General features: G+C 66.7%; 10 protein-coding genes. 4 read left to right on the plus strand and 6 right to left on the minus strand.

What is annotated here, in order from left to right; translation table 11 throughout:
- The coding region (locus B3T59_RS12815; protein ID WP_287003662.1) for a fatty acid synthase subunit beta domain-containing protein at positions 1-7243 on the minus strand (7243 nt) is incomplete at its 3' end.
- Positions 7244-7742: 499 nt separating this feature from the next.
- Here B3T59_RS12815 and B3T59_RS12820 point away from each other — a divergent pair.
- Positions 7743-8192: an HIT family protein gene (locus tag B3T59_RS12820; RefSeq protein WP_064866635.1), complete on the plus strand. Its 450-nt coding sequence runs from the start codon at positions 7743-7745 to the stop codon at positions 8190-8192.
- Positions 8189-9013, plus strand: a complete 825-nt coding sequence (locus B3T59_RS12825; RefSeq protein WP_005207803.1) for an NAD-dependent deacylase — start codon at positions 8189-8191, stop codon at positions 9011-9013. The genes B3T59_RS12820 and B3T59_RS12825 overlap by 4 nt, the downstream gene beginning before the upstream one ends.
- A gap of 3 nt (positions 9014-9016) precedes the next feature.
- Here B3T59_RS12825 and B3T59_RS12830 read toward each other — a convergent pair whose 3' ends face one another.
- From B3T59_RS12830 to B3T59_RS12840, 3 genes are all read right to left on the minus strand, one after another.
- Positions 9017-13174 (minus strand): AAA domain-containing protein, encoded by a 4158-nt coding sequence (locus B3T59_RS12830; RefSeq protein WP_287003663.1) that lies wholly within the window; start codon positions 13172-13174, stop codon positions 9017-9019.
- Positions 13175-13269: 95 nt separating this feature from the next.
- Entirely contained in the window at positions 13270-13602 is a 333-nt protein-coding gene (locus B3T59_RS12835) for a rhodanese-like domain-containing protein (RefSeq protein WP_005207805.1), read from the minus strand.
- 170 nt (positions 13603-13772) lie between these two features.
- Entirely contained in the window at positions 13773-15530 is a 1758-nt protein-coding gene (locus B3T59_RS12840) for a DEAD/DEAH box helicase (protein ID WP_064864602.1), read from the minus strand.
- A 231-nt stretch (positions 15531-15761) separates the two neighbouring features.
- Here B3T59_RS12840 and B3T59_RS12845 point away from each other — a divergent pair, with 231 nt between their 5' ends.
- Positions 15762-17549, plus strand: coding sequence for an AMP-dependent synthetase/ligase (locus B3T59_RS12845; protein ID WP_287003667.1), 1788 nt, complete (start codon positions 15762-15764; stop codon positions 17547-17549).
- A gap of 74 nt (positions 17550-17623) precedes the next feature.
- The gene (gene opgC / locus B3T59_RS12850; RefSeq protein WP_064866683.1) at positions 17624-18796 is read left to right on the plus strand and encodes an OpgC domain-containing protein; all 1173 of its coding nucleotides are present in this window, start codon (positions 17624-17626) and stop codon (positions 18794-18796) included.
- Between the two features lie 152 nt (positions 18797-18948).
- On the opposite strand, the gene B3T59_RS12855 is transcribed toward opgC, so the two are convergent.
- Both B3T59_RS12855 and B3T59_RS12860 read right to left on the minus strand, forming a co-directional pair.
- The gene (locus tag B3T59_RS12855; protein ID WP_287003665.1) at positions 18949-20097 is read right to left on the minus strand and encodes an acid phosphatase; all 1149 of its coding nucleotides are present in this window, start codon (positions 20095-20097) and stop codon (positions 18949-18951) included.
- A gap of 212 nt (positions 20098-20309) precedes the next feature.
- A complete protein-coding gene (locus tag B3T59_RS12860; RefSeq protein WP_005207810.1) occupies positions 20310-21836 on the minus strand; it encodes a DUF7059 domain-containing protein in 1527 nt (508 codons plus the stop codon).
- Between the last annotated feature and the right edge of the window lie 134 nt (positions 21837-21970).

Here is a 21970-nt window from a genome sequence, read left to right on the forward strand (position 1 = left end):
CGACGGTCGCCTCGTCGAGTTCCTCCGTCTCGACCTCGCTCGCGTCATCCTGTTCGGTGGCAAGTGATTTGAGGTCGATAGACGGATCGAGGCCGCCGGTGAAGTCGGCGAGAATCGCCTGATCCCGCGCGGCGACGCGCTGCGCGGGAGTGCACAGTTCGAGGAGCTGTGCCGCCATCTCGTCTGTGCTCCACGTTCGCACGCCCGCGGCCTCCACGGCCGCGACCATGCCGTCGTTGTGACCCATCAGCCCGGTGCCGCGCACCCAGCCGATGAGCGCGTGCGCGAGAGTCGTTCGCGCACCCCACGATTCCTCGGCTCCCCAGCGGGTGACGAGCGCATCGAGTGCGGCCTTGGATTCGCCATAGGCCCCGTCCCCACCGAACATGCCGCGATTGGGCGATCCGGGCAGCACGACGTGCAGTCGAGCCGCGATGTCATGGTCGGCACCGATCTCACACAGCCCCGCGATGAGCCGCTCCACCGACCAGAGCAGGACCTTCATCTCGAGCTCGGCGCGCGCTCCGGCGTCGGTGAGATCACCGGCGACACGAGGTGCCGCGAACGGGAAGAGGAGCGTCGGCTTCATCGCCGGCTTGAGGACAGCCGTTGTGCCGCCGATGTTCTCGGTCTGTTCGCTGCCGACCCATTCGACGAGATCGTCGACGTCGGTGTACGACGCCATGTTGGTCGGTGCGACCCACAGCGCGGCGTCGTGACGCGCGTTCTCGCGGTAGAGCTTCTTGTAGAAGGCGAGCTTTCCGGAATCGAGCTTCGACGTCGTGGCGATGACCGTCGCTCCGCCCGCGAGCAGTCGGCCGATCACGCCTGCGGCGATCGATCCCTTGCCCGCGCCGGTCACCACTGCGACCTCGTCGGACCATTCACCCGAGTCCGGCGCCTCTGCTGCGGCGGCGATCGCGCCGAAGATCTGGGCACGTGTCGCCTCGCCTGCAGCGGAAGCCTTGCCCTGCCACCACGTGGCATGTTGTGCGACAGTCTGTCCCGCACCCACGAAGGACTCGACGATCGACTCATGTCGGTCGGCGAGATCGGCGTCGGAAGTCAGCCAGATCCGCACCAGATCCTCGCGGCTCGTGGCCCACCGGTCGTCGACGAGGACGATCTTCTCGGCGTCGAACGCCGGCGCGACGGTGCGTGCCCAGTCGGAGCCGAGCTCGGCACTGACCCGCTCGGCCAGCTGAGCGTCGACGTTCTCCGCGATCTCGGGCGCGGCGTCGTCCTCGGTGAGTCCGAGTTTGGCCAGCACCGTGTACGCGGCAGAGGCGAGCGCGCCGCTACGTCCGGTCAGTTGCTCGGTGAACTCACCGAGAGCGGCCGCGTCGACCGTTGCGCCACCGCCGGTGTCGGCCGCGGGCTTGGCGACCGCGATGCCGCGGGACGCACCCACCGCGGTCACCGCGCGGTCGACGAGAGCGTCGAGTGCGTCGGTGTTGGCGAGAGGTCCGTCGAGCAGGTCGCCGAGGTCGCCGCCACGCACACTGGCGCCGTCGCGTGTGCCGAGAGCGAGCGCCACGGTGGCGTGCAGCCCCCAGCCGGGACCGAGCTGCCACACACCGGTCACCCGATCGGCGATGTACGCCTGCCGCTTTCCGACGGGGCCGAGCACCTTGCGGATCTGATCGGACACCGCGTCGGTGAGGACCGCACCCAGAGGGCGGTAGCCACGCGCGAGGCTGTCGACCGTCGCGGCGAGCGCCACCATGTCGGCTTCTGCGGCGCCGTCGATCGCGCCGAGTCCGAGTTCGCCACCGATGTCGAGCAGGAGCTGGTTACGCCGCGACGATACGCCGTCACACAGCGCCTCGATGGTGTCTGCCGAACCGATCTGCTCGGGGCGGATCTTGGTCCACAGCGCGACTACTGCACGAACCGCATCCGACGGCCCGAAGGTGACGTCGTCGGGCCGCGGAGCGCCCGCGGGCGCGCTCGGAGCAGCAGGCGCTGCCGCCGCTGGAGCGGGCGTGCTTGTCGCCGCATCTTGTGAAGCACCAGTGTCTTGCGCAGCTGCCTCGTCGGCGGGTTCGTCATCGAGCTCGGCACCCGCGTCCTTGGCAAGGATGACATCGGAATCGCGCTCGAGATTCACCACTTCGGTTGTCGCCGAACCGTAGTCGTCGAGCTTGAGGGTGTTGGTCGCCAGGCCTGCGAGCGTCGGCGCACCCTTGAGGCCGATCTCGACGAACCGTTGGATGCCGAGCCCACCGCGTTCGGCTGCACCGAAGAGAAGGTCCTGCGTCTCGATCCAGCGCACGGGACTCGCGAACTGCCACGCGAGCAGCTCGATGAGAACGATGCGTGCCAAACCAGCCGGGTCAGCCGCATGGGTGTCCCAGTCGGCGAGCACGGCGTCGAGCGGCTCGGACGGCACCAGTGCCGCGATCTCTTCGACGAACGCGCGGTCGAGTGTGAACAACCGCGGCACGAGATTCGGGATGTAGCGCCCGACGAGGATGTCGGGATCGATCCGTGCGGGCAGCAGTTCGTCGAGCTTGCCGCGGAACTCGGGCACACCGGCGCGCAGCACCGTCGAATGGAACGGGACGTCGATGCCCGGTACGAGGATGAACGATCGCTTGCCGCCGAATTCGGTTCGACGACGCTCGATCTCGTCTTCGAGATGTTCGAGACCGCGAACCGTGCCCGCGATGGCGTACTGCGAGCCGAGAAGGTTGAGGTTGACGACTTCCAGGAACTCGCCGATCGACTCCCCGACCTCCGCGACGAACGACTCGACGTCGGCGTCGGCGAGGCCGAACTGACTCGGGCGAATGGCCGCCATGCGATAGTCGCTGCGCCCCAGGTCATCTCGCGGGACCAGATGGTGCATGGCCTCGCCGCGCTGGAACACCACCTCGAGGACGGCCTCGAGTGGGAGCACTCCCGCGCATGCCGCGAGGGCGTTGTACTCGCCGACCGAGTGTCCACAGGTGATGGCACCGTCGACGAATCCGCCCGCTTCCTTGAGCTCAGCGATCTGCGCGACGCCGAGCGTCGCCATCGCGACCTGGGTGAACTGAGTCAGGTACAGCACACCGTCGGGGTGGTTGTAGGTGGTTCCGTTGGCCACGAGGGTGGTGGGGTTGTCGCGAACGACCGCGAGGATCGAGAACCCGAGAGCAGCACGTGTGTGCTTGTCCGCGCGATCCCAGATGGCCCGGGCGGCCTTCGAGCGCGACCGGGCGTCGAGCCCCATGCCCTTGCTCTGGATGCCCTGGCCCGGGAAGGCGTAGACGGTGCGCGGAGCCGCGAGAAGTCCCGTGGCACTCATCACCAGGGTGTCGCCGACCTTGCAGGTCACCTCGACGACCTCGCGGCCGTGGTCGAGACCGACACGGTCGACGCGGACCGAGACCGCATCTCCGGTGCGAACCATCCCCAGGTAGCGAGCCGTCCACCCGACGATCGGGCGTGGCGACGGAGTGCGATTACGTGAATCGGCCGCGGTGACGACGTGCTGAGCTGCCGCCGACAACCACATGCCGTGCACGATCGGCTCGCCGAGTCCTGCGAGCTTCGCGGCACATGCGTCGGTGTGGATCGGATTGCGGTCACCCGAGACGGCAGCAAACGCACCCATGCGCGTCGGCGCGGTGATCGTCGCGGTACGCAGCGGCTTCCGGGTGGCCGATGCCTCGTCTGTGATCGCTCCTCCGGCGCGCTGCGGATCGTCGAGTTCGGCATCGCCGATCCGGCCTCGGATGGCGAAACGCTCTGTCATACGGGCGATCTCACCGTCCGACCCCGACACCTCGACGGCGACGTCGATGACGCGCCCCACGGTCGTATCCCGGACGTCGCCCGCGCGCGCGACGACGGTGAGCTCGGTGTCGTGGTCGGGAATGGTTGCGACCGTCTCGATGGTGTGGTCGAGGTGGACGAGGTCGAGCAGTCCCTCGACGACGGGGATGCCGTCATCGGTCGTGACAGCACCGATTGCCGCGAAAACGCTTGGCCAGCAGGCTCCGACGAGCGTGTCGGGCACCGCGAAGCCGAACGGCTGCGACGGTGTGACGGCGTGGAGGTGAGCGGGCAGCGTGTTGGCGGTGACAACGGCGTGGTCGGCGACCCCGTCTGCCGACCACTCGACCTTGGTGACCGCGGCACCGTCGACGACGTCTGTCAAACGTCCACCCGCTGCGACGGTGAGGATCTCGCGCATGGCGTCTGCGGCATCGTCTCGCTCGATGCGTGGGCTACCGCCGTCGGCGATGCTCCGATCGACCCGGAGCGGAATGCGCACCGACGATCCCGAGATCGGCACTGTCAGCTCCAAGTTGTCTTCGCCCAGATGCTCAAGCACAGCGGCGGTTGCCGCGTGCTCCGCGCGATGCTCCGAGGTGACCTCCCAGGACTCCCGATCACCGAGTAGCGCAATGGGACTCGGCACGATACGGCCGGCCCACGAGACATCGTCTGCCCAGAGCACGGCACCGAGGACGCCTGCGTCGCGAACCTGCGCCTGCTTGCGTGCGGTGATCGGCTCAGGCGCCGCACCGGCGATGCTCAGATCGTCGACGACCCTGGCCTCGAACCGGTCGAGTAGGTCACCCACCGGCTCATCGACACGAGTGATACCCGAGACCGCGACCGGCCCCGGGATGATGCAGACGGCGTCCGCGCCATAGCGTGCATCGTGGGCCTGCCACAGCGAGTCGCTGCGCCACCACCGTCGAACATCTTTGTCGACGACGGGCACGAAGTTGACCGGCTTGCCGGGGGTCCGGCACAGACCGAGGAAGAACGCGACGTCCGCGGGATGCAGGATGTCGGTCTCGATCTCGGGATAGACACCGCCGAGAGCGTCGATCGCCGCGTGCGGATCGTCGGTCGACGCGAGGTCGGCGAACATCGTCGGCACCGGTCCCGAATCCTTCGGGTGCATACGCGCCTCGGTACGCTGCAACATCTCGACAAACCGCTGCTGCCAGGTGATGTCGGCCCACGGGTACTGATCGGTGCGACCATCCCCGACGGCCAGCGTCGCGTAGCGGTCGAGCCATTCGCGGTAGGTCATGGAGTCGACGTCGCCGAAGTAGGGCTTGGCAGTCGGTGCCATCGCGGCGACGATCTCGTCACGGCGTTCGGCCACCGCGTCGGCGTCGCCCGCCACCTCGTCGAGGAGTCGGCCGCAGCGCGACGCGGCATTGTCGACCTCGTGGATGTCGGCGCCGAGTTGGCTTCGGCCCGAGGCCATTCCGTGTGCGGCACGGCCTGCGCCGATCCACTCGTCGACACCCTCGGTGTCGACGAGCAACTGCTTGACCTCCGGCGCCGTGGTGGCCTCGGCGGTGGCCATGGCCGCGGTGCCGATCAGGATGCCGTCGAGCGGCATGGTGGGATAACCGTGCCTTGTTGCCCATTCGCCGGTCAGGTACTCGCTGGCGCGCTCGGGCGTACCGATGCCGCCACCGACGCAGATGACGACGTTGTCACGCACGCGCAGCTCGGCGTAGGTGGAGAGCAGCAGGTCGTCGAGGTCTTCCCATGAATGGTGGCCGCCGGCGCGCCCGCCTTCGATCTGCACGATGACCGGGTGGTGCGGTACCTCGGCGGCGATGCGGATCACCGAACGGATCTGCTCGACGGTGCCGGGCTTGAATGCGACGAAACGCAGTCCTGCCTCGACGAATTCGTCGACGAGGGCCACGGCGTCCTCGAGTTCGGGGATACCCGCCGACACGATCACGCCGTCGATCGGAGCGCCCTGCGCCCGCGCCTTCTGCACGAGACGCTTGCCGCCGAGTTGGAGCTTCCACAGGTACGGATCAAGGAACAGCGCATTGAACTGTGCCTCGCGGCCGGGCTCGAGGAGGTCGGTGAGCGTGGCAACGTTGCGCGCGAAGATCTCTTCGGTGACCTGGCCGCCGCCGGCGAGTTCTGCCCAGTGGCCCGCGTTCGCCGCGGCGGCGACGATCGCCGGGTCGACGGTGGTCGGAGTCATGCCCGCAAGCAGCATCGGAGAGCGCCCGGTCAGTCGGGTGAACGCCGTCTGCACGACGCGCCGACCATCGGCAAGCTCAGCCAGCGTCGGGGCGAAGTCAGACCAACGGCGTGCGACCTCCGGAATTCCGCCGGGGCTGAACAGGTTTCGCTGACCCCCGCGAAGTGCGGTTGCCACCAGGCCGACGCCCTGCCCGCGAACGAGCGGCGCGGTGAGTCGCGTTGCGAGATCGGTCGGACCGAAATCGAGAATCCACGCGGCGCCGTCGGCGATCACGGCGTCGATCTGAGCAACCCAGTCGACCGGTGCGACCAGAATCGATTCGGCGTGACCGGCGGCGAGGTCGGCGTCGATACCGCACGTCTGCGCCCACTCGCGCACCAGATCGACCGCCGGCGCCATGCCGGGGTGGTGGAATGCGACGCTGACGCGAAGCGCGTCGAAGACGGGGGCGAAGGGCGCGCCGCCGGTGACCTTGCGCTTGCGGTCGTCGGCCTCGGCGGCGACGATGCGCTCGCACTCCGCCGCGAACGCCGCGAGGTGCCGGGGTGCGCCGGACAGCACAACCGAACGTCGGCTGTTGCGAATGGCGATCACGGGTGCGGTGACCAGTTCGGCGTCGGGCAGCCCCGCGCGGTAGGTCGAGAGGATTTCGTCGATGCGTGCCGGGGCAACGTTGGTGATCGACAGCATCGGCGAGCCGTCGGGACTGCTCGCCAGGCCACGACGTCGAGCAACGAGCGTGCCCGAGGCGGCGATGAGATGCGCGATCGCAAGTAGCTGTCCGCAGCCGCTCTCGCCGTGCCGGATGGCGTCGACGGCGAGTGATCCCTGCGAGTGTCCGACGACGGCGACGGGTGCGATCACATCGGGATCGAGGCCCTGCTTCTTGAGTGATTCGACGGCTGCAACCTGGCTGAGGAGCACACCGGGTCCGCTCAGTGCGAAGTCGGCGAGCTCGGCGTCCGACGGCACCGGCTCGCCTGCGTCGGCCGCACGCACCCACGCGAGCGGATGGAAGCCGTCGGGGCGAGCGATCTCGATGGAGTCGGCAACGGGGGCGAGCATGCGGTCAGCGACGGCGACTGCCCCCGCCAGCTTCTGCTCGAGATCGGCGTCGACGACCAATTCGGCCAGTGTCGACAACCACGGACCACCCTGTCCACCGAAGCTGATCGCGTACTGCTCACCTGCTGCGAGCCGATCGATCAGGGATTCTGCAGGGCGTCCGGTGTTGCGGCTTCCGTGGTGCCCTGGGCGGAATTGGTCGACGGTCACGGGCTCTCCTCGTGGTTCGGGGCTCGGCTGATGTGCGATGCAGGAGTTGTCTGGGTCTCGTGCGAGAGCACCACGTAGCACGACCCGGCGGCGGGGGGATATCGCCGGGTCGCGCACGTGTCTCTCACGAACATGCTTGCCCAGCAACACCTTTGACGCTGTGGCGGGCGACTGACAGTTCAGCGTGGAACGTCGTCGACATGAACGTGGCACTCATGATGGCACATAAACGTGAGGACTTCCTCATGTTGTTTCCGACCCTCAGGTATACCCGCGAGTAGTCCCGCCGGTAACAAATGACGCGGTTCTCCGCCCCCGAGACCGCGTGCACATCCGACCAGTTCGCGGCGTATTTCCTTACTCATTCGAGCTCCGGTCGAGGCGCCCTGCGTCCGTTATATAATCGTTATGTGACCTGTCGCACTCCGTGTCGCGTACTGCGACATGCCACGCCCGTGGGACTGTCGAGCCCGGGCGGCGAAGTCGTTAGGGTTCAGGGATGACCGACTGCGTGTTCTGCCAGATCGTCGACGGTTCCGCGCCGGCCCGAAAGGTGTACGAAGACGACGCCGTGGTGGGCTTCCTCGACATCAAGCCGGTCTCGCGTGGGCACACCCTGATCGTTCCCCGAACGCATTCGGCGGGCCTTGCCGATCTGGCTCCCGACGACGGCGCTGCGCTGATGCGTGCGGGACAGGTTGTCGCGGCCGCATTGCGGACGGCGCCGCTGACACGCGACGACTCGCCTGCTGATGGGGTGAATCTCGTCGTCAACGACGGAAAGGCCGCCTTCCAGACCGTCTTCCACACGCACCTTCATGTGATCCCCCGTCACCGCGGCGACAAGCTCCGCATGGCGAGATCGCTGCTCGTGCGTCGCGACAAGACCCCCGACGTCACCGCGGCCACGGTGCGTGCGGCGGTCCTCGAACAGATCGGACGCGCATGACCTACGACGACGCCCTCACCACTCCTGATGCGCAGATCCCCCAGGCCGCCATCGACACCCTCGCGGGTGCCGAGTGGATCACCGTGTTCACCGGTGCGGGAATGTCGGCCGACAGCGGTGTGCCGACATTCCGCGACGCACAAACGGGACTCTGGGAAAACTTCGACGCCGAGCAACTGGCGACCCCGCAGGCGTTCAACGCCGACCCCGCCCTCGTGTGGGGGTGGTACCAGTGGCGCGCACACCTGGTCCGACAGGCCGCCCCGAACGCAGGGCACCTGGCGTTGAGCGCCCTGGCAGAGCCGACCGACGAGGCCGACGACGCACCATCGGTCATGGTGGTGACACAGAACGTCGATGACCTACACGAGCGTGCAGGCAACACGGTCGTCAGCCACCTACACGGCTCCCTTTTCGCTCCCCGCTGCTCGCGCTGCGGACACCCCTATGAGGGCAGAGATGCCGACCCGACAACAGCCACCGACGAACGCCCGGTCGAGCCGCCCGCATGTCCGATATGTCTGTCGCCGGTACGGCCGGGCGTCGTGTGGTTTGGCGAGCCGCTCCCCGCGGAGCCGTGGGCACGTGCCGAGCAGGTATTCGACGTCGCCGATGCCGTCCTCGTCGTGGGGACGAGCGGTATCGTCTACCCCGCCGCGGCGCTGCCCGAGCGCGCAGCGAACCGCGGCATTCCGATCATCGAACTGAACCCGGAACCGTCCGGACTGAGTTCTGTTGCCACGCATAGCATTCGGACCACCGCCGCGCGAGGTCTACCCGAGATCGCCGAACGCGTGCGTGCCGCACGGCGCAGCCGATAGCTGCTACTCCGCTCCGGTCAGGTCGATCGGTTCCCACGCAGCAGCCTCGCGGGAGGCCGTCGCCGATACCGAACCTGGTTTGACGCCTCGACGGTCGAGAAGCCGGATCACCGCGGCGAGCGCGGTGTCGGCGTCGAGCTCGAACTCCGATTCGCGCACGCGCGCGAATTCCCAACCGCAGCGGCGCAATTCACGCTCGCGCTCCATGTCGGAGCGCGCTTGGGCACCTGTCGAGGTGAACTCGTCTCCGTCGCATTCGACGGCCATCCGGCCCTCCGAACCCGTGACCACGAGATCGATAACCCGATTGTTGACAAGGACTTTCGGTGTCACGTGATAGCCGAGTGCGGCCAAGCGGTTGAACACCCGCTGCTCGAAGAGGCTGTCGAAAGGTTCGACGCGCTCGTCGTCGGGGACGTCGGAGGGCATCGGCGCGATGGTCGGCCCTTGATTTGCCTGCATGTACCCCAGCAGCGAGTAGCGCAGGTCGTTGGGACGCAGATCGTCGAGTCCGACCGAGTGGAACAACCACACCTGGTCCATCGCGCGCGACGCGGCGACGTTGATTCGACGCTGTGATTCTGCGCGGGTGAGGGCACTCAGCGACGAGGGGTCGGAGACCACCATCGACAAGAACATCACATGGCGTTCGTCGCCCTGGAAGTCGGGCGGGGTACCGACCCGGATACGACGCGCACGCCAGGTCTCCTCGTCGACGGCCTCGCGCAGGAGACGGGTGATCTCATCGACCTGCTTGGCTCCCTGCAGCGCGATGATGCCGAAATCGAGTTGGGCATAGGCGGGATCGGCGAGGCAATCGAGCAGTGTCGCAACGATCGCCGCGGCCTCGCCTTCATTCACCAACGACTGCCCCTGGCCGGTGGCGACGCCGTCGACGCGCACGGTCCGCAGGGGATCGAGGCGATCGGCACCGAACTGCCGAACGGGAACGAGTGGCGACCCACCGTAGAACTGTCGCGACGAGTACTCGATGATCTCCGGCATCGACCGGAAATGTTCACGCAGTCGGATGAGGTGACCGAATCGACTGCGCAGCAACGAGAACAGACTCGATCGCGGTGTCAGACCGTCGCGGAGGTAATGCGGGAGATCGGGAAGCTCGGCGTCGAGTCTGGCGAACGCGTCGTCGAGCGAGGTTCCGGCGAGTCCGCGTGGGGCGCACTGCTTGTCGTCGCCGACGACGATGACGCGGGGCGCGAGCCACAGCAGAAACGAACTGGTGATGTCGGCCTGACTCGCCTCGTCGACGATCACGACGTCGAACGAATTCGGTTCGGGCGGAAGCATGTCGGCGACCTGGCTGGTCGACATGATCCACGCGGGAACCGCCGACTGCGCCTGCTCCATCGCTTCGCGCGCGGCAGTCCGGAATCGGTTGGCGTGCTTGCCCGATCCCTTGCCGAGATTGATCATGTGGTCGCGGTAGGACTGCAACGCCTGCACCTGGGCGACGGTGGTGCGCGCGAGACACGCCCGCCACGCGCGCGCGGCGGCGAGCTTGGTGGTCAATTGTGCGATGTCGGCATCGGCCTCGTCGAGCGCCGAGGCCAGACGTGCCTCGGCGTCGGGGTCGCTGCGTTCGGCCACCCAGGTCCGCGCCCGACGCCACTCCCACGCGCCGACCACGTCACGTAGGCGCGCGTCCCACGCCGGGTCGTCGGCTGTTGCGGCCAGGGCCGCGTAGAACTCCGGTGCCTTGCCGCGTAGCCGCAGAGCGAGCAGGTCGACGGCCGCTTGGTCGTTCAGCTCACCACGCGCAGTGGCGAACGCGCGTCGCGCCGCCCTGATCGCCTCCGCATCAGCGTTGGCCAGTGCGGCGACGAGTGCATCGCCTTCGGGCGACGGCCCCCTTTCGACCTCCGTCGACAGCCGGTACGCGTGATCGGCCAGTTCCTGCTCGGCGAGAATCGCATCGTTGGCCGCCGCGATCGACGCACCCTGGTGGGCAACCTCGGCGACCTGCGCGACGCTGCGCGGGCGCGGGCCACCGGGACTGATGTACTCGAGCTCGCGAATCAACTGATCACGCGCAGAAAGCAGATCCGATACCCAGGCGAGCTGCGTGTCGAGGCGGACGAGTTGGCTGAGCTGCTTGGATCGCGAACCGGCGGTGTCGACGGGGACATGCAGATCCGCGAGCACGCGATGCACCTGACTCACGGCATCGAGGACCGCGAGGTGATCAGCGACGAGCGCCAGGCTGTCGGCATCGGTGGCCGCGTGGCCGTCGACGCTGGCTGTGGCGCCCGATTCTTCCACTGCCCGTTGCTGTTCCGATCGCAGGAGGCGGCCGCGCCAGCGTCCGCCATCACGCAGATAGGTCGCGGCAGCTGCGAACCGCTCGCCGTCACCCGGCCGCGCGTTCTCGACGACGATGACGTGCGCGCCGATCGCCCGGTCACGCTGCGCGGCGTCGGCGATGACCGACGAGAGAGCCGTGACCCGCGACCACAGGTGCGCCTCCTGACCGGCGAGCAGCCTGTCGGCCATGTCGACGACCAGGGGCGGGAACGTCGCAACCTCGCCGGAGGCCACCGCGAGGTGATCGCAGATTCCCTTGATCCGCAGCAACCGTTCGCTTCCGACGTCCGAGAGGATCGACATCAGCGAACCGCTGCCGACCATCGGCTCCTCGGGTCGCTGTCTGATCCGTTCGCAGATCGCGTCCATCGTCATCGTGTCGGGCAGGTAGTCGTCGAGGTCCGGCAGTCGCTGCGCGAGACGCCCGGAATCGTCACCGACGCGGCGAAGCAGTTCGAGCAGTCGGGTGAACTCGCCGCCGTCCAGTGGAGGCAGTGCGCCGTCGAGCGGCCCGGGAAGCCAGTCGAACCGTTCGGCGTCGGCGTTGCACGCGCGCACGATCGACGCCGCGGTACCGCGATAGTCGCCCGCGACCCACTCGTGCACCTCGGTCTCGGACGAACGCAGATCCCACAGACCGCGGAGCGCGCGCTCGCGCCGATCGACCGCTTGTGCACGGCGGTAGGCGAGGTCGTCGATCTCTGCGTCGGCGACACCGGGTGAGAAGCTGGACTTGCGGTCGGCGATCGCCTCGACGCCCGACACCACGGCGTCGTAACTGTCAGTGCTGATGTCCGCGAGCGAGACGGTCAGCTCGCGTAGCTCCGGCGGGAGGATGTCGCGCAGCACCTGCAGCGCGTTGACCTTCTCGCTGGTCACCAGCACGCGCTGCCCCTTGGCGAGAAGTGCCGAGAGGACGTTCGCGATGGTCTGGGTCTTGCCGGTACCAGGTGGTCCTTCGACGACCACGCCGCTGTCGACACCGAGTTGGGCCAGCACGTCACGTTGCTCGACATTGGACGCGAGCGGGAACATCGCATCGGCGACGAGTTCGGCCGCAGGAGTCGTTCCCGGCCCGCTGAGCGCCGCCAGCCGGTCTGCTGCCTCGATGGGCGCGACGAGCTGCGACAGCCCGATCGGCACCTCGGTGTCCGGCTCGCGCAGTGCCGCCAGCATGGCGTCGTAGAAGCGCAACGCCGACCCCGTTCCGCGGTTGCGGAGAACGATGGCCGGCGCGAGGTCGATGGTCAGTGACACGTGATCGTCGTCGATGACGACGTTGTCGCGCCACGCGGAAACAAGTTGTCCCGCAGCAGAATTTGCGATGTTCGTCAGGCCTACTACACGTCCCCGCTGCTTGACCGCCTCGGACAGGTCGATGCCGTCGATGGAGGCGAGCAGGTGGGTGTCGTGGATCATCGGAACGCCCGCGGATCCGAGCGAGATCCGGATGACCCCCGAATCGGTGTCGCGTTCCGCGACGACGTCCTGAGTCAGCAGGTGTTCGCGAACGAGGGGCTCGGCGTCGTTCTCCTTGTCGACGACGGTGACCAGTCCGTTGGCGAGGACGATCTCGAGCGCCTCGGGATCGGCGACGAGGTCGTCGAGGATCGTCGACAGTTGCGAATACGTGTCATCGTCCGGAGATACCTCGACGACGGTCTGTCCTGGCGCCGCTCCCGTGCGTACCTGCACCGGCGTCGACCTGCCTACCCACACGACTGCGGGATGCGAGTCGACGGTGGTGACCGACACCGATCGTGACCGGACCAGGCCGCGGAGGAAACCGATCAGCCTCGACACCTGATCCCGACGCTCATCAGGAGTGTCGTTGATCATGCGCTTGCTGCCTTCCCGCCGCGATACCAGAGTTCATCAACGCTACCAAGGCCGCGGAGGCCCGGTCGTGTCGACGAGCACTGTGGCGGTGCAGCTCAGCGAACCGAGGTGCCTCGAAGGGCGGGGAAACCGCCGTCGACGTAGTGCACATTGGTGTAGCCGAGGTCAGCGATCTGCTCGGCGATGCGCGGTGCCTGCGAACGCACAGAGACGACGGCGATCTCGGTGTCGCGGTTGCTGACCAGCGGGAAAGAACCGGTCGGCGTGGGCGCGAGTCGAGTTGTGACCTCATTCGGGTCGACAACGACCGCGCCGGGAACACTGCCCTGGTGACGGACGACCTGCGGACGGGCGTCGACGACGACTGCGTCTCCGTGCTCGACGTGATCGATGGCTTCTGCTGCGGTAATCGAACTCACCACTGACACTGGTGACTCACTCCTGAACTAGAACTTCTACGTGCTTGCCGGGAGCCGGATCGACCGCTCTCCCCCAAAAAAGGTTACGGAAAGATATCGATCTGTCCACCTTCGCATCATCAGCCTGGTCACAGGTTTCAACCCGTTGTATCGCGCAGCGAATCCTTCGGTCGGCTATGTCAGCCCCGACTACGGCCGGCGACGCGCGGATTACCGCGCTTCCCCCAGCTGTCACCGCGTTTGCCGTGGCGGTCACGGTTGAAGCCGCCACCGCCCTGACCATTACGTTTACCGCCACGTGCGCGAGGCGGGCCCTGGTCGCGACGGATGTCGATCGGGTTCTTGCCGATCCGCGTGTGCCTCAGGCGATCCAACGTCTCACGGTCGAGGTCCTCGGGAAGCTCGACGATCGAGAAGTCGTCGCGGATGCTGATGTTGCCGAAATCACCCCGGGTCAGTCCGCCCTCGTTGGCGATCGCGCCCACAATCGCACCCGGAGACACCTTGTGTTTGCGTCCGACAGCGATCCGATAGGTGGCGAAGTTGCCGCCACCCGACCGCGGCGCACGTTCCCGACGCTCGGGACGTTCACCCTTCGGCGGGTCGGGTGCCATCAGGAATCCACCGTCGCGGGTCTCGAGCGCCAGCGCGGCCGCGATGTCGGCCATCGCCACGTCGTTGTCGCGGGCGTAGTTCTCGATCAGTTGCCGGAACATGTCGAGATTCTCCGACGCGAGATTCTCGGTGATGGAGTCGGCGAAACGCGCGACGCGCTGGGCGTTGACGTCGTCGACGGATGGCAGATCGATCTCGGTGAGCGGTTGGCGTGTTGCTCGCTCGATCGCGCGCAGCAGGTGACGCTCGCGCGGTGACACGAACAGCAGGGCGTTACCCGATCGTCCGGCACGTCCGGTGCGTCCGATGCGGTGCACGTACGACTCGGTGTCGTGCGGAATGTCGTAGTTGACCACATGCGAGATCCGGTCGACGTCGAGTCCGCGGGCGGCTACGTCGGTGGCGACGAGAATGTCGATCCCGCCCGCCTTGAGCTGATTGATCGTCCGCTCGCGCTGGGCCTGCACCATGTCGCCGTTGATCGCGACCGCGGAGAACCCCCGCGAGCGCAACTTCTCGGCGAGTTCCTCGGTTGCCGACTTCGTGCGGACGAAGACGATCATCGCGTCGAACGTCTCGACTTCGAGGAAGCGCGTCAGGGCATCGAGTTTGCGCTGGTGAGACACCTGCAGATAGCGCTGGGTGATGTTCTGGGCGGTCGCGGTCTTGGCTTTGACCGTGATCTCCTGCGCATCGTGCAGGTATCGCTGGGCGAGCCGTCTGATCGCGCTCGGCATGGTCGCCGAGAACAACGCGACCTGCTTGTCGTCGGGAGTCTCGGCGAGAATGCGTTCGACGTCCTCGGCGAATCCCATCGTCAGCATCTCGTCGGCTTCGTCGAGCACGAGGAAGTCGAGTTGGGAGATGTCGAGTGTGCCCTTGTCGAGGTGGTCGATGACGCGTCCCGGCGTACCGACGATCACCTGCGCGCCACGCTTGAGACCGGCGAGCTGCACGCCGTAACTCTGTCCGCCGTAGATCGGCAACACACGTACATCGGGCATATGTGCCGAGTATTTGCCGAACGCTTCGGCCACCTGGAGTGCGAGCTCACGGGTCGGCGCGAGGATCAGCGCCTGCGGGCGTCGAATCTGCGGGTCGATCCGCGACAGGATCGGAATCGCGAACGCGGCGGTCTTGCCGGTACCGGTCTGGGCGAGACCGACAACGTCGCGACCCTCCATGAGCGGTGGAATCGTGGCCGCCTGGATGGGCGACGGGGTCTCGTAACCGACATCGGCGATGGCGTTGCGTACGCGTTCGTCGATGTCGAGATCGTCGAATGTGATCGACGGCGCATCTGTGGTCGGGCTGTCGGTCATGGTCTGCGTGTCCCGTTCATCGACTCATACTCTAATCCGCGGGCGGGCCAAAAGCGGCATTCACGTGCCGCACGGTCATGACCCGAGTCGATCACACCTGAATGTGATGAGCACCACTTTCCCTGCTACCCTCTGTGGCAACATATCCGAGCGGCATCCCGCCCGACCTCGACTATGTCCGTTATGTCTATGTCCGAAATGCCGGATACCACGTCCCAGGGGGCCACCTACATGCAGCAGTACGCCACTCCGTCGGATCTGACCGTCGAAGACAAGGCCACGCTGGTCGACACTCTGCTTCGTTATCGCGACGAACGCCCGACACTGCCATTGTTCAAGCGATTGTCGTCCGGTCAGTGGATCACAGTGACCGCCAAACACTTCGCCGACGAGGTCGACGGCGTGGCCAAAGGCCTCATCGCGTCGGGCATCGAGCCGGGCGACCGCGTCGCGATCTGTTCGGCCACGCGGTATGAGTGGTCACTCCTCGACTACGCCATCTGGCGTGCGGGCGCGACAACCGTCGCGGTGTACGAGACCTCTGCACCTGATCAGGTTCAGTACCTTCTCGACGACTCCGGAACCGTCGCGCTGATCGTCGAGGACGACAACCATCGCGACAAGTTCCGCGAGGTGACCGCCGCATTGCCGGCGCTTCGTGAGACCTTCGTCATCGACGACGGCGCGGTGAACGAGCTGACACAACGCGGCGCGGATGTTCCCGACTCCGAACTCGATTCGCGACACGCCAATACGGTGTCGTCCGACGCTGCGACGCTGATCTACACCTCGGGCACCACCGGCCGCCCCAAGGGTGTGGTGCTCACCCACGCGAACTTCCTCGCTGAATGCGCGGCGACCCGCGAGGCCGTCGGCTCGGGCCTCGAAGAGGGCAACTCGACGCTCCTCTTCCTACCGTTGGCGCACGTCTTCGCCCGTGTTATCGCCGTCGCGAGCCTCGAGAGCGGCGTGATCGTGGGTCACACCAGCGATATCCCGCACCTCGTCGAGCATCTCGCCACGTTCAAGCCGAACTACGTGCTGTCGGTGCCGCGCGTGTTCGAGAAGGTCTACAACTCCGCCAAGCAGAAGGCATACGACGGCGGCAAGGGATCGATCTTCGACAAGGCCGCCGACACCGCCATCGAGTACAGCGAGGCGTTGGAAAAGGGCGGACCGGGCATCGTGCTCAAGCTCAAGCACAAGGTGTTCGACGCCCTGGTCTACAACAAGCTGCGTGCCGCGCTCGGCGGCAACTGCGACGGTGCGATCTCGGGCGGAGCCCCGCTCGGAGCGCGCCTCGGGCACTTCTTCCGTGGCGCGGGTGTGCCGGTCTACGAGGGCTACGGACTGTCGGAAACCACGGCTGCAATCACCGCCAACAGCGAAGAGCACCAGCGTGTGGGTTCTGTCGGGCGGCCGATCCCCGGCGTGACCATCGCGATTGCCGACGAAGACGGCGAGGTTCTGGTCAAGGGACCTGTGGTCTTCACCGAGTACTGGCACAACCCCGACGCCACCGCCGACGCGATTCGCGACGGATGGTTCCACACCGGCGACGTCGGACGTCTCGACGACGGCTATCTCTACATCACCGGCCGTAAGAAGGAATTGATCGTCACCGCCGGCGGCAAGAACGTCTCCCCCGCCCAGCTCGAGGACTCGATCCGCGCGCATCCGATGATCAGCCAGTGCCTCGTCGTCGGCGACAACAAACCGTTCATCGCCGCATTGATCACCATCGACACCGAGGCGGTTCCCGGTTGGCTCGAGCGCAACGGGCTGCCTGCCGACACCCCGTTGACCGAGCTGGCCTCCAACGACAAGCTGCGCGCGGAGATCACCGAGGCTGTCGACGCCGCCAATGCGAAGGTCTCCAAGGCCGAGGCGATCAAGAAGTTCAACATCCTCGACACCGATTTCACGATCGATTCGGGCGAGCTCACGCCGACGATGAAGCTCAAGCGCAACATCATCCACTCGGCCCATCAGAAGGCGATCGCCGACCTCTACACGTGATCGCTTCGTAGATACTCACACCGCACCCCGCGTGGCCCTGCACGGCTGCGCGGGGTGTGGTCTTCTACGCTCGAATGACCATGACCCGTGATCTCGCCATCGACGCCACCCGCGGCGTCGCCATCTGGTCGATGATCACGGCGCACTTCGCGCTGGGGATGCGCATCGCCGAGCCAACGCACTCGTTCCCCTACGTCGACGGGATGTCTGCGTTCGTCCTGCTGTCGGGATTCGTTCTGGGCCTGGTGTATCAGCGGTGGATCGAACGCCACGGAGTGTGGTTCGCCTACCGACGTCTCACCAAACGGATCGTCGTGCTGTATGTCTGCCAGTTGACGATCGCGCTCGTGGCCGTCGCCGCGGCGATGGCCGGGCATCGGTGGCTGACGCTCCTACTTCCGATCGACGGGTGGGGTGAAGGAATCCGACTCGCGCTGAGAATGGACTACCTGCCCAGTGGGGGCAACATCTTGTTGCTGTACCTGGTGTTGATGGCGTCGGCGTATGTCGTGTTCCCCCTGCTGATGCGTGGATGGTGGGTCGCGGTGCTGTGCGCATCGATCGCGCTGTACGTGATCTCGCAGATTCACTCCCCGGACTGGTTTTTCCTGACCCAGTCGATGGCGTCTCCGCGGACGGAGAACTGGGCGGCGTGGCAGATCATGTTCGTGCCCGCACTGGTGATCGGCTGGAACTGGCGACGATGGCAGGGCGCCCGCTTCATCGACAGATATCTGCCAGCGATCCTTGTCGGGGCGGTCTGCGTCTGGTTGGTCTTCCACTACGTGATCGACACCGGCCCGTGGGCCGAACTCGAATCCCACTTCGCCGACAAGGTCAGCTTCGCGCCGGCACGCGCCCTGGGCGCCTGGGTCGTCGTACCCGCCGTGTACGGGGTGTTCCGCGCGCTGCTGCGGGTGTGGCATCACGACTGGTTGCGGCCTCTCGTGATGACCGGAGCGCGCAGCCTCGACTCATATGTCATTCAGGCGATCGCCCTGATCATTGTTCCGATCCACATCGCCCACCGCCCCTGGGACGAGACCACGTCGGTAGCCGTCACTCTGCTCGTCTTCGGTGCGTGCTGGGCGTGGGCGGAACTTCGACGCGCCGCCGAGATCGACAAGCTCCATCGACTTCCCGCGATCGCCTACCGCGCGGCTCACAGCCCCACCGCTCCGCGGACCGACAGCTCAGCATCTCCCACCTCGGAACGCGAACCTGTCGGCGAAGCCGTACCCGGTTGAGTTCCCGTAGCCGTTGACTGGTCCGGGTCCTGGCCGCGCTGCGCAGAAAGTTACACCCCTCGGGACCTCCGCATGTACCGGTACATGCGGAGGCTCCGAGGGGTGTGGTTTTCTGCGCCGCGATCCGAGCTATTCGAGCCGTGCGGGCTGCCTCAGCGGGCCACCCACGCACGCGCGATGTCGAGTCGCTGCCAGCCGCCGTTCGCTCCGGTCTTGTCGAGCGGATACCCGCCGGGCAACGCCGTACGCGCCAACAAGTCTCGCAGCTGCTGCGTCGACCACCCCGGATGAGCGGCCCGGATCAGGTTCTCGGCACCGGCCGGAACCTGAAGTGGCGCAGCGGGTCCGGTCGGCAGGAACGAGAAGGTCGAGCGCCGGCGGTAGCTGCTCAACGCGGCGTCGGTCCCTATGTAGGGCTGCTGGCAGCCGACGATGCGGCCGATCGGCGCACCGACCCGCGCAGCGAGTACCGACCGCAGTTCGGTCCGTGCCTGCGCCAGCAGCGTTGCGAAACTCGGGTCGGCGATGACCTCGGAAGTGATGTTCTCTGCAAGCATGCGCCCACCGATGACGTCGAGCGGGTAGTGCACGCCGAGCACGACGCGGTGATAACCGTACTCAGCGCCGCGGGCGAGAACCTGCGGCCCGACCTCGGGCAACATCGTCGCGATCAGGAAGGCCTGCGTGTAGCCCCAGGTGGTATGTCCCGACGGGTACGACCCGCTGCCGCGTACCGATTCATAGAGATCGGGACGGCCGTCGCCGTAGTGGCGGATGAGAGTGGGCGCCACCTCGAACGGCCGCCGGTAGTCGAAGTACTTCTTCTCCTTCGACGTACCGACGCGATCGCCGACCAATGCCTTGTCGCCGAGCAGCAGCTCACTCGTCTTCGGGAGCTGCCCGGCCTTGAGGGCGTCGAAGAATGCGGGCGAGAGCTTCGAGCCGAGGGCGTTGAAGATCGCGGGTCCCTCGATCGCGTAGTTGTCGTCGACCGCATACGCCGACACCTTCGGGCTCGCAGCATTGTTCACCGCGATGGTCTCGAGAAGGTTCTGCTGTTTGATCAGCGGGGACAGCGACGAGAACGCGTCGAGCGTCGCGATGTGATTCGCGGGCTTCGCCGTCGCGAACGGCGCCGACTTCTCGCCCGCGGTGAAGCCGCTCGACGCCGAGACCGTGGTCGGAGTGAACGCACAGGCCGCGGGAGCCGCAGTCGCGGTCGTGGGTACGAGCAACCCGACGGCAGCGATCGCGGGAACGACTGCGGCCGTGAGTAATCTGCGGCTTCCGAACCGACGCATATGGTGTTGCCTCCCCGAATGAGTTGCGCCCCATGGACGTCGGGGCCGGTCGCGAACCCTCTCAGATGACCAGCTCATGTCAACGACGAGGCGACGTCGCGGTGAACGTCAGGTGTCGGGCCCGGTCCCATCGGATCGGGGTCGGACAATCCGGTCGGGCTGATCGGTTGTGGTTCGCGTTCCGGTTGAGGCGGAAGTGGTCGGACGCTTGCTCAGCGAACCTCGTAGAGGATGCCCCGCCCGATGGCCTCACGGACGACGGGTAGCGCTGCCGCAGCGAGCGCGTCGGCGTCGACGTCGTGGAAGTCGGCGAGGAGTTCGATGAGTGCTCCCAGCGGCACCTGACCCCGGCAACCCGCCAGCAACGCCCGTGAGACCTCGTCGACGCCGAGGACGGCGCCCGGCCCACCCGGGCGCCGCACGGATGCTCCGATCTCCTGCCAGCCGTCGTCGCCCGGAAGCGACTGCGCGTCGAGGAATACCGGGGAGGTCTTCAGTCGAGCGGCGAGCAGAGCATTGTCGGAGGTGGTCCGGAGATAGTCGCGACGGTCCAGAAATGCCTTGGCCTCGGGACCGGTCACCTCCTCACCCGCGCCGGTGATCTCTTCGATCACGACGTCGGGCGGGCCGTCGGGTCCACCCCGACGATCCCGAAGCGTGATGACTCCCATGCCGATTCCCGCGATACGCTCTCGCTGGAACCAGTCGAGCCACGCCGATCCTCGCGCGGCGATCTGATCCGGTTCTTCGCCCGCGTCGGACAACCACAGCGAGATGTAGTCGACGGGATCGGCCAGCTCGCGCTGCACAACCCACCCGTCGAGCCCCGTCTCCGCGATCCACGAACCCACTCGATCGCGCCAGTCCGCGTCCTCGTAGACGATCCAGTTGGCAAGCAACTGCGCCGTGCCTCCGGGGTTCAGGCGCGCGGGCAACTCGCGGATCAGGCGCGCACACAGGGCGTCGCCCTCCATCCCTGAGTCGCGATACTCGTAGTCCTGCGACCCTGACCCGACGACGAACGGCGGGTTGGAGACGATCAGGTCGAAGCGCTCGTCGCCGACGGGCTCGAACAGACTGCCCTCGCGCAGATCCCAGGACATCCCGTTGAGGCGTGCGGTCGCGGCCGCCAGGGCAAGCGCGCGGGGGTTGGTATCCGTCGCGACGATCCGATCGGCGTGGGTTCCAAGGTGTAGCGCCTGGATTCCGCACCCGGTACCGAGGTCCAATGCCGACTCGACCGGGTCACGAATGATCGCCCGCGCCAACGAGATCGACGCTCCCCCGATACCGAGGACGTGATCGTGCCCGACAGGACCCGAACGCATCGCGGCGTCCTGATCGGAGACGACGAGGTAGTCGCGGACGTCGTCGGCGTGTGGTCGGATGTCGAGGATCGCGCGCACGCGCCCGTCGTCGACGAACTCGACGACCCCGTTCGCCGCGAGCGCATCCAGCGGCGTCGACGCAAACACCTGCTCGGCGGCCTCACGCGGCTCGTCAGAGCCGAGGAGGAAGAGGCGTATCAGCGTCGCGAGAGGTCGGCGTTCGGCAGGCGCCATCACGGTGGCACGCAGCGCAGGCCACCACACTCCCTTGCCGAGTGCGGCGTTGGCATCGTCACCGAGAAGTGCGGCGACTCCATCGGAGTTGTACTGCGCCGCACGCAGATCCGCTCCGAGTGAATCGACGACCGACAGGTCGTCGAGAGGAAGACGCCCGAACGCGGGGTCAGACATGCGTCACCGACCTTTCGATACTTCATGTGGCGACGTCCAGCAGACCACACGGCTGGGGCGGTGGCGGACGACACTCGGATCAATTCGCCGAGAAGTCTGTACGGGTTCCGTAAAGTGCCCTAACCTTCCGAGTG

Origin of the sequence: Gordonia sp. UBA7860 (assembly GCF_002500165.1) — a bacterium.
GTDB lineage: Bacteria > Actinomycetota > Actinomycetes > Mycobacteriales > Mycobacteriaceae > Gordonia > Gordonia sputi.